This window comes from Rhodoplanes sp., from assembly GCF_013377085.1.
Classification (GTDB): domain Bacteria; phylum Pseudomonadota; class Alphaproteobacteria; order Rhizobiales; family Xanthobacteraceae; genus Rhodoplanes.
The window spans coordinates 218,664-232,674 of record NZ_JACAAX010000003.1; the positions used below are offsets into that span (position 1 = coordinate 218,664).

At 69.4% G+C, this 14,011-nt stretch carries 16 protein-coding genes; 8 read left to right on the top strand and 8 right to left on the bottom strand.

Annotated elements, in window-relative coordinates; genetic code table 11:
• Nucleotides 1-33: 33 nt before the first annotated feature.
• Complete coding sequence (locus HXX10_RS04180; RefSeq protein WP_296520268.1) at nucleotides 34-480, top strand: host attachment family protein; 447 nt, start codon at nucleotides 34-36, stop codon at nucleotides 478-480.
• Between the two features lie 199 nt (nucleotides 481-679).
• Here the strand turns inward: HXX10_RS04180 and HXX10_RS04185 are convergent, their stop codons facing one another.
• Nucleotides 680-1,621, bottom strand: coding sequence for an NAD-dependent epimerase/dehydratase family protein (locus HXX10_RS04185; protein ID WP_296520269.1), 942 nt, complete (start codon nucleotides 1,619-1,621; stop codon nucleotides 680-682).
• Complete coding sequence (locus HXX10_RS04190) at nucleotides 1,618-2,775, bottom strand: PLP-dependent aspartate aminotransferase family protein (protein WP_296520270.1); 1,158 nt, start codon at nucleotides 2,773-2,775, stop codon at nucleotides 1,618-1,620. The genes HXX10_RS04185 and HXX10_RS04190 overlap by 4 nt, the downstream gene beginning before the upstream one ends.
• A gap of 188 nt (nucleotides 2,776-2,963) precedes the next feature.
• Between HXX10_RS04190 and HXX10_RS04195 the strand changes: the two genes are divergently transcribed.
• The 5 genes from HXX10_RS04195 (at nucleotide 2,964) to HXX10_RS04215 (ending at nucleotide 6,694) form a co-directional block, all read left to right on the top strand.
• Entirely contained in the window at nucleotides 2,964-3,158 is a 195-nt protein-coding gene (locus HXX10_RS04195) for a twin transmembrane helix small protein (RefSeq protein ID WP_296520271.1), read from the top strand.
• Between the two features lie 86 nt (nucleotides 3,159-3,244).
• Nucleotides 3,245-3,826, top strand: a complete 582-nt coding sequence (locus HXX10_RS04200) for a cob(I)yrinic acid a,c-diamide adenosyltransferase (protein ID WP_296520272.1) — start codon at nucleotides 3,245-3,247, stop codon at nucleotides 3,824-3,826.
• A gap of 155 nt (nucleotides 3,827-3,981) precedes the next feature.
• Nucleotides 3,982-4,731: an electron transfer flavoprotein subunit beta/FixA family protein gene (locus HXX10_RS04205; protein WP_296520273.1), complete on the top strand. Its 750-nt coding sequence runs from the start codon at nucleotides 3,982-3,984 to the stop codon at nucleotides 4,729-4,731.
• A 1-nt stretch (nucleotide 4,732) separates the two neighbouring features.
• A complete protein-coding gene (locus tag HXX10_RS04210; RefSeq protein WP_296520274.1) occupies nucleotides 4,733-5,680 on the top strand; it encodes an FAD-binding protein in 948 nt (315 codons plus the stop codon).
• 135 nt (nucleotides 5,681-5,815) lie between these two features.
• A complete protein-coding gene (locus HXX10_RS04215) occupies nucleotides 5,816-6,694 on the top strand; it encodes a 3-hydroxybutyryl-CoA dehydrogenase (protein WP_296520275.1) in 879 nt (292 codons plus the stop codon).
• Nucleotides 6,695-6,877: 183 nt separating this feature from the next.
• Here HXX10_RS04215 and HXX10_RS04220 read toward each other — a convergent pair whose 3' ends face one another.
• Nucleotides 6,878-7,807, bottom strand: a complete 930-nt coding sequence (locus HXX10_RS04220) for a DMT family transporter (RefSeq protein WP_296520276.1) — start codon at nucleotides 7,805-7,807, stop codon at nucleotides 6,878-6,880.
• A 198-nt stretch (nucleotides 7,808-8,005) separates the two neighbouring features.
• On the opposite strand from HXX10_RS04220, the gene HXX10_RS04225 reads away from it, so the two are divergent.
• Nucleotides 8,006-8,260, top strand: a complete 255-nt coding sequence (locus tag HXX10_RS04225) for a hypothetical protein (protein WP_296520277.1) — start codon at nucleotides 8,006-8,008, stop codon at nucleotides 8,258-8,260.
• Between the two features lie 153 nt (nucleotides 8,261-8,413).
• Here the strand turns inward: HXX10_RS04225 and HXX10_RS04230 are convergent, their stop codons facing one another.
• On the bottom strand, nucleotides 8,414-9,787 hold the full coding sequence (locus HXX10_RS04230) for a hypothetical protein (protein ID WP_296520278.1): 1,374 nt from the start codon (nucleotides 9,785-9,787) through the stop codon (nucleotides 8,414-8,416).
• Nucleotides 9,788-10,111: 324 nt separating this feature from the next.
• Here HXX10_RS04230 and HXX10_RS04235 point away from each other — a divergent pair, with 324 nt between their 5' ends.
• Nucleotides 10,112-10,687, top strand: a complete 576-nt coding sequence (locus tag HXX10_RS04235; protein WP_296520279.1) for a hypothetical protein — start codon at nucleotides 10,112-10,114, stop codon at nucleotides 10,685-10,687.
• Between the two features lie 118 nt (nucleotides 10,688-10,805).
• Here HXX10_RS04235 and lepB read toward each other — a convergent pair whose 3' ends face one another.
• The 4 genes from lepB to HXX10_RS04255 form a co-directional block, all read right to left on the bottom strand.
• Nucleotides 10,806-11,576: a signal peptidase I gene (lepB, locus tag HXX10_RS04240; RefSeq protein WP_296520280.1), complete on the bottom strand. Its 771-nt coding sequence runs from the start codon at nucleotides 11,574-11,576 to the stop codon at nucleotides 10,806-10,808.
• A 115-nt stretch (nucleotides 11,577-11,691) separates the two neighbouring features.
• On the bottom strand, nucleotides 11,692-13,110 hold the full coding sequence (gene tldD, locus HXX10_RS04245) for a metalloprotease TldD (protein ID WP_296520281.1): 1,419 nt from the start codon (nucleotides 13,108-13,110) through the stop codon (nucleotides 11,692-11,694).
• A gap of 81 nt (nucleotides 13,111-13,191) precedes the next feature.
• Complete coding sequence (locus HXX10_RS04250) at nucleotides 13,192-13,590, bottom strand: XRE family transcriptional regulator (protein ID WP_296520282.1); 399 nt, start codon at nucleotides 13,588-13,590, stop codon at nucleotides 13,192-13,194.
• A 1-nt stretch (nucleotide 13,591) separates the two neighbouring features.
• Nucleotides 13,592-13,963, bottom strand: coding sequence for a type II toxin-antitoxin system RelE/ParE family toxin (locus HXX10_RS04255; protein ID WP_296520283.1), 372 nt, complete (start codon nucleotides 13,961-13,963; stop codon nucleotides 13,592-13,594).
• Between the last annotated feature and the right edge of the window lie 48 nt (nucleotides 13,964-14,011).

Here is a 14,011-nt window from a genome sequence, read left to right on the forward strand (position 1 = left end):
GGGCTTGCCTTCAGGTTTGGAAAGGCGACCCTAATGACAAAATTGAGCATTCCGCACGACGCCTTCGTCTTCGTCGGAGACGGCCGCAAGGCGCTGTTTTTGCGCAACGAGGGTGACGAGAAGTTCCCCAACCTGCGCACCGAGCAGGTCTTCGTCGACGACAATCCGCCCGCCCACGAGCAGGGGACCGATGCGCCCGGCCGCGCTTTCGCCAGCGACGGCAGCCGGCGCAGCGGGGTCGAGCAGACCGACTGGCACGAGATCGGGGAGCAACGCTTCGCCAAGGACGCCGCCGCCGCCCTGCAGCGGCTGGTGCGCGACCGCAAGGTCAAGGCGCTGGTCATCGCCGCGCCGCCGCGAACCCTGGCCGAGCTGCGGCGCGTCATGCATGCGGAGGTGAAGGCCCGCGTGGTCGCCGAGATCGACAAGGACCTCACCAAGATGCCGATCTACGAGATCGAGAAGCATCTGTCGGCGTGAATCTGCGCTTGTTCCGCTCGTCCCCGCGACTGTGCAACGGCATGCACACATCGCTTGCCATGCATAGGAACCGTCATGCGCGGGCTCGACCCGCGCATCCATCCAGAGCGTAAAAATTCCTTTGTTCGCAGGATGATGGATCGCCGGGTCGAAGCCCGGCGATGACGTTGGCCGAGGATCGCGGCCGTAAAGGCAGGTCTCAGCGCCGCTTGGTGGCGCCGAGCTCGTAGAGGGCGGCCGTCACGGCGGTCTCGAACGGCGTATGCGGCACCGTGCCGATCGCGGCGGCGAGCCGGCGCCCGTCGATCCGGTGCGGGACCTTCCACAGGTAGGAAATCTCGCACAGCTCGCGGAAGATCGGCACCACGGGCGAGAGGGCGCGCAGCATCCACCACTGCATCTTGTCGATCGTCAGCGATCGGCCCACCGCCTTGGAGATGGCGGCGGCGAGCTGCCGGCCCGTGACGGCATGGCCCGGAAAGCCGAAGCTGGCGAACGGCGGCAGCGCGTCCCGTTTCTCCGCGACCCGGACGACGGCGGCGGCGAGGTCGGGCAAATAGGCCCAGGGGTGGACGATGTCGAGCGGACCCGGATAGGCGATCCGCCCGTGGGAGAGGTGGTTGACGACGACGCGGTCGAGCCAGCTCCCGCCGCTGGCGCCGTAGAAGTCGCCCGCCCGCAGGATGGCGACCCGGAGGCCTTGCTCGGTCTCGGCCCGCAGGCGCTCCTCGATGGCGACCCGCAGCGCCCCCTTGCGCGAGGTCGGCTGCATCGGCGTGTCCTCGTCGAGCAGCTCCGGCATGCCGGTGCCGTAGCCGTAGACATTGCCGGGCATCAGCAGCGTCGCCCCGGCGGCCCGGGCGGCCGCGATGGCGGTCTCGGCGAAGCCGAAGGCGCTCGCCTGCCACTGGGCATAGGGGACGTTGAGGGCGTGCAGCACCACGTCGGCGCCGGCCGCCGCCTCGACCACCGACAAGGTGTCGCGGGCGTCGAGCTCGATCAGCTCGGTGCCGGGCGCGGCCCGCGGGGCGGCGCTGCCGCGCACCAGGCTGCCGACCTGCCAGCCGGCGTCCCGAAACGCCTCGGCGGCGACCCGGCCGAGCCGGCCGGCGGCCCCGAGCACCAGGATGCGGCGGCTCACGGCGCGCTCCTCACCAGGGCCTGGTCGATGTCGGCATAGAGGTCTTCCGGGTCCTCGAGGCCGACCGAGAGGCGCAGCAGGTTTGCCGGGCAGGGCGAGCCCGGGCCCTCGATCGAGGCACGGTGCTCGATCAGGCTCTCGACCCCGCCGAGCGAGGTCGCCCGCTTCCATAATGCGACGGCCGCCGCGACCGCGATGGCGGCCGCGGCGCCGCCATGCACCTGGACGGACAGCATCGCCCCATAGCCGGTCATCTGGCGGGTGGCGACGCCGTGGCCCGGATGCTGCGGCAGCCCCGGATAGAGCACCCGCTCGATGCTGCGGTGATGGCCGAGCCAGGTGGCGAGCAGGGCGGCGGCCTCCGACTGGGCGCGGACCCGCACGTCGAGGGTGCGCATGCCGCGCAGCAGCAGCCACGCCTCGAACGGCCCGAGGATCATGCCGTGGCGGCTGCGCAGCTCGCCGATGCGTGTCCACCAGGCGTCGTCCGGGGTGGCGGTGGCGAGGGCCCCGGCGATCACGTCGGAATGGCCATTGAGGTATTTCGAGGCGGAATGCATCACCAGATCCGCTCCGAGCGCCAGCGGCCGGGTGAACACCGGGGTGGCGACGGTCGAATCGACCGCCACGCGCGCGCCGGCGGCCTTGGCGATCGCCACCACGCCGGCGATGTCCGTGATGGTCCACAGCGGGTTGCCGGGCGTCTCGATCCACACCAGCCTGGTGTGGCCGGGCACCACCGCGGCCCGCACCGCGTCCAGGTTCGTGGTGTCGACGATCTCCACCGTATGCCCGAACCGCGGCGCCTCGCGAAGCAGCCAATCGCGAAACGCCCAGTACATCACCTGCGACGCGACGATGTGGCCGGGCTCCGGCAGCGCCATCACGGCGGCGGTCGCGGCGGCCATGCCGGCGCCGAACAGCATCGCCCGGGCGCCGCCCTCGAGGGCCGCCAGCACGGCCTCGGCCTGGCGGACCGTGGCATTGTCGGGCCGGCCGTAGACGTAGCCGGACGAGTAGGCGTTGTCCGGGTCGCGCAGAAAGGTGGTCGCCACATGGATGGGCGGGACGATCCCCTTGGTCTGCGGCTCTATGTCGCCCAGCGCCTGGGCCGCCAGCGTGCGGGGTTTTTTGGGGGCGGGGGGCTTGCTCATGACGGTCCGTATTGCGGGAGTTCTCGCTGCCGGCGGGCCGAGCCCTTGGGCGGCTCCCCGTATAGGCGCGAAAGGGCCGCGATGCACAAGAGGCGTCGGCGTGGCGCTGGCTGTAGTATGACGGACCTTTGGGATGACGGCTCTGTCGCGGCCGCGCGGGCCGGGCAGGCGAGAGAGGAAAGACCGCCATGGCCCACGCGCTCAGCATGTATGCGGTTCCGGTGGCGATCGGGGCCGTCGCCGTGGTGCTGCTGCTCGGTCTCGCCAACATGCTGCGCGGCGGCTCGCCGTCGACCTCGCAAACGCTGATGCGCTGGCGTGTGGTGCTGCAGCTCGTCGCCATCGCGGTGATCATGGCGACCGTCTGGGCGATGGGGCGGTGAGCCGCGCCGGCGCGGTTTGCCTCGGCCAAAAAACCCTCTAGGGTCCGGTCTTCACCGCAGTCCCGAGATTCTCCCGGAGACCCCGCATGGTCGTGCTCAACCGCATCTACACCCGCACCGGCGACGACGGCACGACGGCGCTCGGGACCGGCGAGCGGCGCAAGAAGCACGACCTGCGGATCGCCGCCTACGGCACCGTCGACGAGACCAATGCGGCGCTCGGGGTCGTCCGGCTGCACACCGGGGACGCGCCCGACCTCGACGCCATGCTGAAGCGCATCCAGAACGACCTGTTCGACCTCGGCGCCGACCTGTGCATGCCGGGCGACGCGGGCAAGGGGCCGGGTGGCGCCCGGCTCGCCGTCACGCAAGAGCAGGTCGACCGGCTGGAGCGGGAGATCGACACCCTCAATGCCGATCTGGCGCCGCTGCGCTCCTTCGTGCTGCCGGGCGGCACGCCGGCCGCGGCCGCCCTGCATGTCGTCCGGACGGTGTGCCGGCGGGCCGAGCGGCTGATGTCGGAACTCGCCGAGCGGCCCGGCGAGGAGGTTTCGGGTCCGGCGCTGAAATACATCAACCGGTTGTCCGATTTCCTGTTCGTGGCGGCGCGCTGGAGCAACGACCGGGGCGCCGGCGACGTGCTCTGGCAGCCCGGACAGAACCGCTGAAAAGTGGCGCCGGCGCATGGCGCTCCCGCCGGATTCTGCTACGCTTTGAAGGTTTTTCGGCCGGGGCGGCCGGTGTTCTTTGGCAGTGCAGCACGCGCGTTGACAGCCCCCTGGCCGGGCCATAGGTTGCGCCGCCGCCGCGGGAGTTATGCAGCATGAAGGTCCTTGTCACGGTCAAGCGGGTCGTCGACTACAACGTCAAGGTGCGAGTGAGGTCGGACGGCTCCGGGGTCGAGCTCGCCAACGTCAAGATGTCGATGAACCCCTTCGACGAGATCGCCGTCGAGGAGGCGATCCGTCTGAAGGAGGCCGGCAAGGCGACCGAGATCGTCGCCGTGTCGATCGGACCGGCGCAGGCGGCCGAGACCATCCGCACGGCGCTCGCCATGGGGGCCGACCGCGGCATCCTGGTGAAGGTCGACGGCATCGTCGAGCCCCTGGCGGTGGCCAAGATCCTCGCCAAGGTGGTCGCCGAGGAGGCGCCCGGCCTGGTCATCATGGGCAAGCAGGCGATCGACGACGACTGCAACCAGACCGGCCAGATGCTGGCCGCGCTCCTGGGCTGGCCGCAGGGCACCTTCGCCTCCAAGCTGACGCTGGAGGGCGACGGAGTCACGGTCGTCCGCGAGGTCGACGGCGGCCTGCAGACCGTCGCGCTCAAGGGCCCGGCGATCGTCACCACCGATCTGCGGCTCAACGAGCCGCGCTACGCCTCGCTGCCGAACATCATGAAGGCGAAGAAGAAGCCGATCGCCGACAAGACCCCGGCCGATTACGGCGTCGACGTCGCCCCGCATCTCGAGGTGCTCAAGACCACCGAGCCGCCGGGCCGCAAGGGCGGCGTCAAGGTCGGCTCGGTCGCCGAGCTGGTCGGGAAGCTCAAGGACGAAGCCGGAGTGCTGTGAGATGGCCAATCTTCTGGTTGCGGAACACGACGGCGCCCGCCTCAAGGATGCCACCGCCAAGGCGCTGACCGCGGTCCGCGCGCTCGGCGGCGAGGTCCATGTGCTGGTGGCCGGGCAGGGCTGCCGCGGTGCGGCCGAGGCGGCAGCCTCGCTCGACGGCGTCGCCAAGGTGCTGATCGCCGACGAGGCGCGCTACGCCCATCTGGTGGCGGAGCCGACCGCCGCCCTTCTGGTCGCGCTCGCGCCCGGCTACGACGCGATCGTCATGCCGGCGACCGCGATCGGCAAGGACGTGATGCCGCGCGTCGCCGCGCTCTTGGACGTCATGCAGGTCTCCGAGGTCATCAAGGTGATCTCGGCCGACACGTTCGAGCGGCTGATCTATGCCGGCAGCGCCATCCAGACGGTGCGCTCGCGCGACGCCAAGAAGGTCATCACGGTCCGCATCTCCTCGTTCCAGGCGACCGCGGCCGGCGGTGCGGCGGCGCCCATCGAAGCGGTGGCGGCGGCGGACGATCCGGGCCTCTCGCGCTTCGTGGGCGAGGAGCTGTCGAAGTCCGAGCGGCCGGAGCTGACCTCGGCCCGCATCGTCGTCTCGGGCGGTCGCGCCGTGCAGAGCCGCGAGAACTTCGCCAAGTACATCGAGCCGGTGGCCGACAAGCTGGGCGCCGCGGTCGGCGCCTCGCGGGCCGCCGTCGACGCCGGCTACGCCCCGAACGACTGGCAGGTCGGCCAGACCGGCAAGATCGTCGCCCCCGACCTCTATGTCGCGGTCGGCATCTCGGGCGCCATCCAGCACCTCGCCGGCATGAAGGACTCCAAGGTCATCGTCGCCATCAACAAGGACGAGGAGGCGCCGATCTTCCAGGTCGCCGACTACGGGCTGGTGGGCGATCTCTTCAAGGTCCTGCCGGAGCTGGTCGACGAGCTCGCCAAGATCGGCAAGTGACCGGCCGTCCGTGGGTCATCACGGACGTGGCGGGGGAGCGAGACTGGCAGTATAAGAGCATCCCGGTCCCCGGCCGGGTCCGTCGCCCATGGCGGGCCGGATCGCCTGGGCCGTCAGGTCCCTCGGGAAGATGAGATGACGAGCATCAACAAGGTCGGCGTGATCGGGGCCGGGCAGATGGGCACCGGCATCGCCCATGTCTGCGCCCTGGCTGGACTGGACGTCGTGCTCAACGACGTGTCCGAGGACCGCATCAAGGCGGGGCTGGCGACCGTCAACGGCAACATGGCGCGGCAGGTGCGGCGCAACCGGATCACCGAGGAACAGCGCCAGAAGGCGCTCGCCCGGATCGTGCCGGCCAAGACCTTTGACGGCTTCGGCGACTGCGACCTCGTCATCGAGGCGGCGACCGAGAAGGAAGACGTCAAGCGCAAGATCTACGTCCAGCTCTGCCCGACGCTGCGGCCGGACGCCATGATCGGCTCCAACACCTCGTCGATCTCGATCACCCGGCTCGCCGCCGCGACCGACCGGCCCGAGCGCTTCATCGGCATTCATTTCATGAATCCGGTGCCCGTGATGGAGCTGGTCGAGCTGATCCGCGGCATCGCCACCGACGACCACACCTACGAGGCGACCAAGGCGTTCTGCCAGCACCTCGGCAAGACGGTGGCGGTATCGGAGGACTTTCCGGCCTTCATCGTCAACCGCGTGCTGATGCCGATGATCAACGAGGCGATCTACACGCTCTACGAGGGGGTCGGCAACGTCGAGGCGATCGACATCGCCATGCGGCTCGGCGCCAATCATCCGATGGGGCCGCTGCAGCTCGCCGACTTCATCGGCCTCGACACCTGCCTGTCGGTCATGCAGGTGCTGCACGAAGGGCTGGCCGACTCCAAGTACCGGCCGTGCCCGCTGCTGGTGAAATACGTCGAGGCCGGCTGGCTCGGTCGCAAGACCCAGCGCGGCTTCTACGACTATCGCGGCGAGAAGCCCGTCCCGACGCGGTGACGCACGGTCGATAATCCAAATCCGAAGCCCGTCATTCCGGGGCGCTGCGAAGCAGCGAACCCGGAATCCATAACCCCTGTCTGTCGTGAGCCACCCGCGCAGGGGTCATGGATTCCGGTCTCGCGGGCCTGCGGCCCACGCCCCGGAATGACCGAGTCTGTTCGTTCGCACTGCCGCGTAGACTCAGTCGCCCCGCCGCTCCCACCACTTTGCCAATGCCTTCCCTAGCCGCCCGTCGATCGCCACCAAGCCGGCGGCGATGCCGAGCATGCCGGCGATCTGGTGGGCGTCCAGCCGCTCGTCCATCAGCACGGTGCCGAGCAGCATGGCGCTGACCGGGATCAGGAACGTCACCAGGAGCGCATTGGTGGCGCCGGCGCGGGCCAGCACGCGGAAATAAAGAATATAGGCGAGCGCGGTCGAGAAGGCGCCGAGCGCCATGAGGGCCGCGACGGCGCGCCAGGACGGCGCGGCGAGCGTCCACGGCTGGTCGATCAGCAGCACGGGCGGCAGCATCAGCACGATGGCGGCGACCGCCTGGCCGCCGCCGATGACGCTCGGCGTCAGATGGCGATAGCGGCGCGCGTAGATGGCGCCGACCGCATAGAGAAACGCCGCGAGCAGGCAGGCGAGCTCGCCGAGGTGATGTCCGCCGAAGCCGGCGAGCGCGCCCGGCCCGATCATCACCGCGACGCCGGCGAGGCCGAGCACGAGGCCGAGCATCCGGGCCGGGGTGATGCGGTCGTCCGGCGTGGTGAGATGCGCCAGCACGATGGCGAACAGCGGCGTCGTCGCGTTGAGCACGGCGGCGAGCCCGCTGCCGATCCGAATCTGGCTCCACGAGATCAGCGCGAAGGCGGCGGCGTTGCTGAGGAACCCCATCACCAGGAACGGGAACCAGTAGGCCGGCATCTGCCGCAGCTCGCCCTGGCGCCAGCAGATCGCCAGCATGATCGGCGCGGCGATGACCACCCGCACGAGCGAGATGGTCATCGGCGGCACCTCGGCCACGGCGATCTTGGCGAAGAAATACGCCGCCCCCCACAGCATGGAGAGGCCGACGAGCATCATCCAGTCGCCGGGCGACATGGTCAGGAGAGGGCGGTGGCGCATGCCTCCTTTTAGGGGGGATGCGGGCGCGGCGCGACCCGAAATTCGCCGGCGGGACCGCTCAAAGGCGACGCAACCGAAAAGGTTCTGTTAACCGGCCGCAGCGGTGCGGCGGTCGCGCGGCCCCGCCGTCAAGGACTCGTCAACCGGGTCGGGCGCGCAATGGCACGGACAGGTTGTGTCGTCTCGGAGGACACCGCCATGGAGATCACCACCGGGCTGACAGCGGCGTGGCTCGACGCGGTGCGCCGCGCCCAGTCCGATATGACGCAGCGTTTCGCCCGGCAGGCGCCCGACGCCGCCCCGTCCTATCGGGAGCGCACCCTCACGGACGTCATCGAGCGCGCCGTGAAGTCCGGCGGCGCCGCCCCGCCGCCGGAGAGCAAGGCCGCGGCCCAGCCGGCCTCCACGGCGACCGAGAGGACCGTCGGCCGGGTGCTCGACATCAAGGTGTGACGGCCGCTGCCGAACCCCGCCGCGTCATTCCGGAAGCCGACCGCAGGTCGGCTGTCCGGAATCCATAACCCCTGTCTGTGAGTATGGATTCCGGGCTCGCGGGCCTTCAGCCCGCGCCCCGGAATGACCGAGCCTATCGTGTCGGCAGCGCGTTCACGGAATCCCGGCGATGCTGCGCGCCTCGCCGGTGACCTCGAGGATGTGCATGCCGGTGTTGGCGCGATCGACCACATAGATGTAGCCGCGGTCGTCGGTCTCCACATTGTTGCTCTGGATCGCCACCTTGCAGCGGTCCTGCCCGTCGACCTTGATGCAGCGCTTGTCGGTCGCCTCGGTGATGGGCGGGATGAAGTAGCCGACCTCGCGCGGGTTGAACGGGTCGCGGATGTCGAGCGCCCGCACGCCGGCATTGAACCAGGTGATCAAGGCGAGCTTCCTGTTGAACACCGGCGCCGTGCTCTCGTTGGAGGAGTGCGAGCCGAAGCGGCCGCCGCGCTCGCAGAAGTCGCCGCTCGCCTCCTTCACGGTGTAGTTCGAGATCACCATCGGCCGGCGCTCGATCGTCACGTCGGCGAACCACACCATCTGGCGGGCCTCGCCGGCCTGGCACTCGTTGATGAGCGCCTCGTCGACCATCATGACGATGTCGCGCGTGCTGCCGAACTTGTCCTTGGCGAACTCGGCGATCGGCATCTTCAAGAGCGGGAACACCGTGTGGGCGCCGTTGAGCGGCGTCTCCAGCCGGCCGACCTCGGGCGCTTTCAGGTTCTCCGGCGTCGGCTCGGCCGGCCCCTCGAGCAGCTTCTGGCGGTCGACGATCTGGATGATGCCGCCCTTGTTGGTGCCGTAGCCGAAATAGACGCGGTTGCCGGCCGGGCCGGTCGAGATCGGACCGTGCAGCTCTGTCGGCACGTCGCCGGTCGAGCCGGGCTCCTGGCCGGGCAGGCCGAAGTCGCGGATCTTTCGCGGCTTGGCCGGATCGGAGAGGTCGTAGATCTGGGTCATGCGGCGGGTGCGCCAGCCGGGTGCGCCGGAGACCAGATAGGCGATGCCGGTGTCGCACTCCCAGAAGCTCTTGTGGGTGTCGCGCAGGCCGTCGAGCCGCGTGAGCAGGACCGGCTCCTCCGGCTTGGTGACGTCCCAGATCTCGTGCGCCTGGCCGCCGAACACCTTCAGCAGATAGAACTTGCTGCGGTCGCCCTTGGGCAGGCTGGCGCCGGCGCAGACCCTTGTCATCTGGCCGCCGCCGCCCTCGTAGAGGCCCTCCTGGCCGGGCAGATGCTTCAGGTATTTCGGGTTCTTCGGATCGGTGACGTCGATGATCGAGGTGCCGTTGAACTCCGGCTGGCCGGTGATCGGATTGACCGGCTTGGGCACCGCGTCGGTGCCGCCGTGGTGGCCCACATAGGCGATGTAGCGGTCACCCTGGTGCGCGATGGTCGGCTGATAGGCGCTGCGCGCCTGCAGGTCGCTGTAGCCGACGAGGCGCATGTTCTTCGCCTCGGGCGGGTCGCCGACCTTCTGCATCTGTGCGGCGCTCGCTGCGCCGCATCCGAGACCGAGCGATACGCTCAGCATACAAAGCATACGGATAGAGGGGGCTGCCGTCCCGATCATGCGTTTCCTCACGGTTCTTGTCGGGTGATCGTTTTGCGAGAGCCTACGCAGCCGGTGTCGCGAAAGCAATCTCCCGTCGCACGACCGCGATCGTGACACGGCGGGCGCCGGGTGCGGCGCGTCATCGTCTTCGCAGATGCGATCCGGGCTTCTCGGCAGATGCGCCTCTCGACAGGCAAGGATGCACCGGCCATCATAGCCCGACGCCGTTTTGCCTCGCGCAACGAGTGAGTCATGCTGCCGCGCCGCGCCGGATCCTCCGTGATGGCCCCGATCATCGTCGTTCTGCTGGCGGCCGCACTCGCGGCCGACGGGCCGGCGGCGCCGCGCAGCGCGACCGAATCGGCCACGCCGGTGGCGCGCTGGACCGAGGTGAGCTGGCCGTTCTCGATGGATCAGTGGGGCACGGGCCGCGCCTTTCGCTGCAGCGCGGCGGACTGCGGCAGCGACGTCACCGTCTATGTCCGGCCGAAGATCGGCTTCTGCAATTGCACCACCGGGGTCGCCGACGACGAGGAGATGGACCGGGTCGGCGACGTCGGTCTGCTGAGCGAAACCTATGGGCCGGCGGGGCCGGGGCGCGCCATGCCGGTCGGCGGGCTGACCGGCTGGACGCGCGACTACGTGCTCGGCCGCCGGGGCGATCCGGCCGGAACCGTGATCACCGTCGCCTTCTCGGACCAGTGCAACGTCATGGTGGCGACCGTGGTCGACGCGGTCGGCATCACGCCGTCGGTGCGCGCGCGCGTGCAGGAGCTTTTGGACGGTGCCACCATCCTGCCCTGGGCCCGCGCGGCGCTGGGGTCGTGATGCGCAAAGCGCAAATGCTCGCGGGGCGCAATGAGCGCAGCGAATTGCGCCGGAACAACCCACACAGGCTGCAGTTTTTCCGGCGGTGCACGTCGCTTCGCTCAGTGCACCCTAGAGTTCAGCGCACCGCGGTGAAAAACCGCGAGAGCCGCAGGCCTGCCGGCCACTGCCAGGCCGGCTCGCTGGTGATCGCCGGATTCCACGAGCCGACCACGGCCTCGACGCGGCCGATCACGTCCTCGACCGGCAGCAGGCCGACGCCGCCCTGCTCGGTCGGGACCCGGCTGTCGGCCGAATCGTCGCGGTTGTCGCCCATGACGAACAGGTGCCCGGCCGGCACCGTGATCTCGAAGCTGTCGTCGAGTGGCTGGCGGCCGGCGAGCTTCAGGATCGGATGCTCGCGCCCGTTCGGCAGCGTCTCGACATAGCGCAGTGCCGGAATGGTCGAGCCGTCGCGATTCTCGATCGCATCGGCGCCGTCCGGCCGCAGCCGCGCCGGCCGGCCGTCGATCCACAGTTGCCCGGCGCGCATCTGGATGCGTTCGCCCGGCAGGCCGACGACCCGCTTGACCCACACCTGCGCGCGGTCGCCCGGCCAGCGGAACACGACGACGTCGCCACGCTCCGGGGTGGTGCCGAACAGCCGCTCGGTGCGCGGCAGCACCACGCTCGCCGGCAGCGAGGCCGAGCTGTAGCCGTAAGGGTACTTGGTCGCGAGCAGGCCGTCGCCGATCAGCAGGGTCGGTTCCATCGAGCCGGACGGGATGTAGTAGGGCTCGGCGATGGCGGCCTTGGCCACCGTGATCACCAGCACGGCGGCCGCGATCTCGGCGAGGCTGCGAACCCACGGTCGGGAGTTTTGCGTCGACGGTCGGTCTTCGGATGTCATGTCGCACGGGCTCCGGACGGGGAACGGACCACGGTCCAATAGATCGCGATGACGGCAGGATCGCGGTCGGCGTTTCCGGTCGACGAGGTCCGCGGCGTTATGGCGCGCGAAAAGATCAGCCGGTGCCGCCGACCGTGATGCGGTCCATGCGCAGCGTCGGCTGGCCGACGCCGACCGGGACGCCCTGGCCGTTCTTGCCGCAGGTGCCGATGCCGTGGTCGAGCGCGAGGTCGTTGCCGACCATGCTGATGCGGTGGAGATCGGTGGGCCCGTTGCCGATCAGCATGGCGCCCTTCACCGGCGCGCCGATCTTGCCGTCCTCGATCCGGTAGGCCTCGGTGCACTGGAACACGTACTTGCCCGAGGTGATGTCGACCTGGCCGCCGCCGAAGCTCACCGCATAGAGGCCGTTCTTCACCGAGGCGAGGATTTCTGCAGGATCACGGTCGCCGGCCGTCATCAGCGTGTTGGTCATACGCGGCATCGGGACATGGCCAAAACTTTCGCGGCGGCCGTTGCCGGTCGGCGTCATGCCCATCAGCCGGGCGTTCTGCCGATCTTGCATGTAGCCGACCAGGATGCCGTCCTCGATCAGCACGGTGCGGTTGGTCGGCGTGCCCTCGTCGTCGATGGAGAGCGAGCCGCGCCGCGCGGCAAAAGTGCCGTCGTCGATGACTGTGACGCCCCGGGCGGCGACCTGCTGGCCCAGCAGGCCGGCAAACGCCGAGGTCTTCTTGCGGTTGAAGTCGCCCTCGAGCCCGTGGCCGACCGCCTCGTGCAGCATCACGCCGGGCCAGCCGGCGCCGAGCACCACGTCCATCTCGCCGGCCGGGGCCGGCACCGAATCGAGGTTCACCAGCGCCTGGCGCACCGCGTCGTCGGCGGCGCCGCGCCAAGCCGCCTCGCCGACGAACTGCTCCATGGTGGCGCGCCCGCCATAGCCATGGCTGCCGGTCTCCTGGCGGTCGCCGTCGCCGACCACGACCGAGACGTTGACCCGCACCATCGGCCGCACGTCGCGATAGGTCCCGCCGTCGGGGCGGACGATCTCGACCACCTGCCACGAGGCGGCGACGCTCGCCGTCACCTGCCGGACCCGCGGGTCCTTGGCGCGCGTGTAGGCGTCGATGGCCTCCAGCAGCTTCACCTTTTCGGCGAAGGCGATGCCGGCGAGCGGATTGGCGTCGGTGTAGAGCTTTGCGTTGGTGCGCGCCGGGGCGGCCGCAAGGGTGCCGGAGTAGCCGCCCTTGACGGCCTTGACGGCATCGGCGGCGCGGCCGATCGCCTCCTCGGACAGGTCGGACGAATGAGCGTAACCGACCGCCTCGTCCTTCACGGCGCGTAGCCCGAAGCCCTGCGTGGTGTCGTAGGTCGCCTGCTTCAGCCGCCCATTGTCGAAGGTGAGTGCCTCGGATTGCCGGTATTCGAGAAACAGCTCGCCGTCGTCGGCCCCCTCGAGCCCGCGGGCGATCAGGGTCGAAACCTTGGTCCGGTCCAGCCCGGCGCGGTCGATCAGGGAGGTTGTGGCGGTCATGGGGGCTCTTTGGCTGCGTGCGGCGTTGCCGCCAAGATAGTGTCTCGCACGCGGGTGCGCGAGAGGGGCCGAGGCCGCCGATCAGCGAGACCGTGCCGTGTGCTTCGGCTTGGGTTTCGGCGCGCCCGTGGTGGGGACGGCGGGCGTGCCGTGCGGCCCGGACGACGTCATCTCGCCGAGAGACCGCAGCCGGATCGGCGCGCGCGACGGGAGCCGGACGACCAGATCGAGCTCACCGCCGATGGCTTCGACGAAGCTCCGCAATGTCGAGAGATACATGTCGGTCTGCTTCTCGATCTTGGAGACCGACGGTTGGGTGATGGCCAGCGCGGCGGCGATCTCGGCCTGCACCTTGCCTGCGACGCGGCGCAGTTCCTGAAGGCTCTCGACCTCGTCCTTCAATTCGGCGAAGTGGTCCTCGACGCGGCGGCGCCGGTCTTTCGGCAGCGTCGCGAGAACCTCGTCGAGCGTGCGGGCCATCTTACGTCGTTCCCTTCTTCTGCTTGTCGAGCCGGGCGATATGCGCACTGTAACGCTTGTCGGCCTTGGCGATCAGGGACCGGTAGAACCGTTTCGAACTCACGCCCGCCTTGTCGCCGGCGATGAGAATAATCGCGCTGCGACGAGGATCGAACGCGAAAGCGATCCGCCAGGCACCGCCGGCTGCGTCGAACCGCAGCTCCTTCATGTTCGCGTGGACGGAGCCGGCCAGCGTGTCCACATGAGGGCGACCCAGGCCGGGGCCATATTCCGCGAGCAGCTTCGCAGAGGCGAGCAGCGCATCCTGGACCGCCTCGGCCAGCTTCTGGAACTCCGGATCGAAGGCGTCGTCGAAGACGACTGTCCACGCCATATATAGCCTCGAAGCTATATCGCGTCAACGTTACGCGTCAGTCAGCAG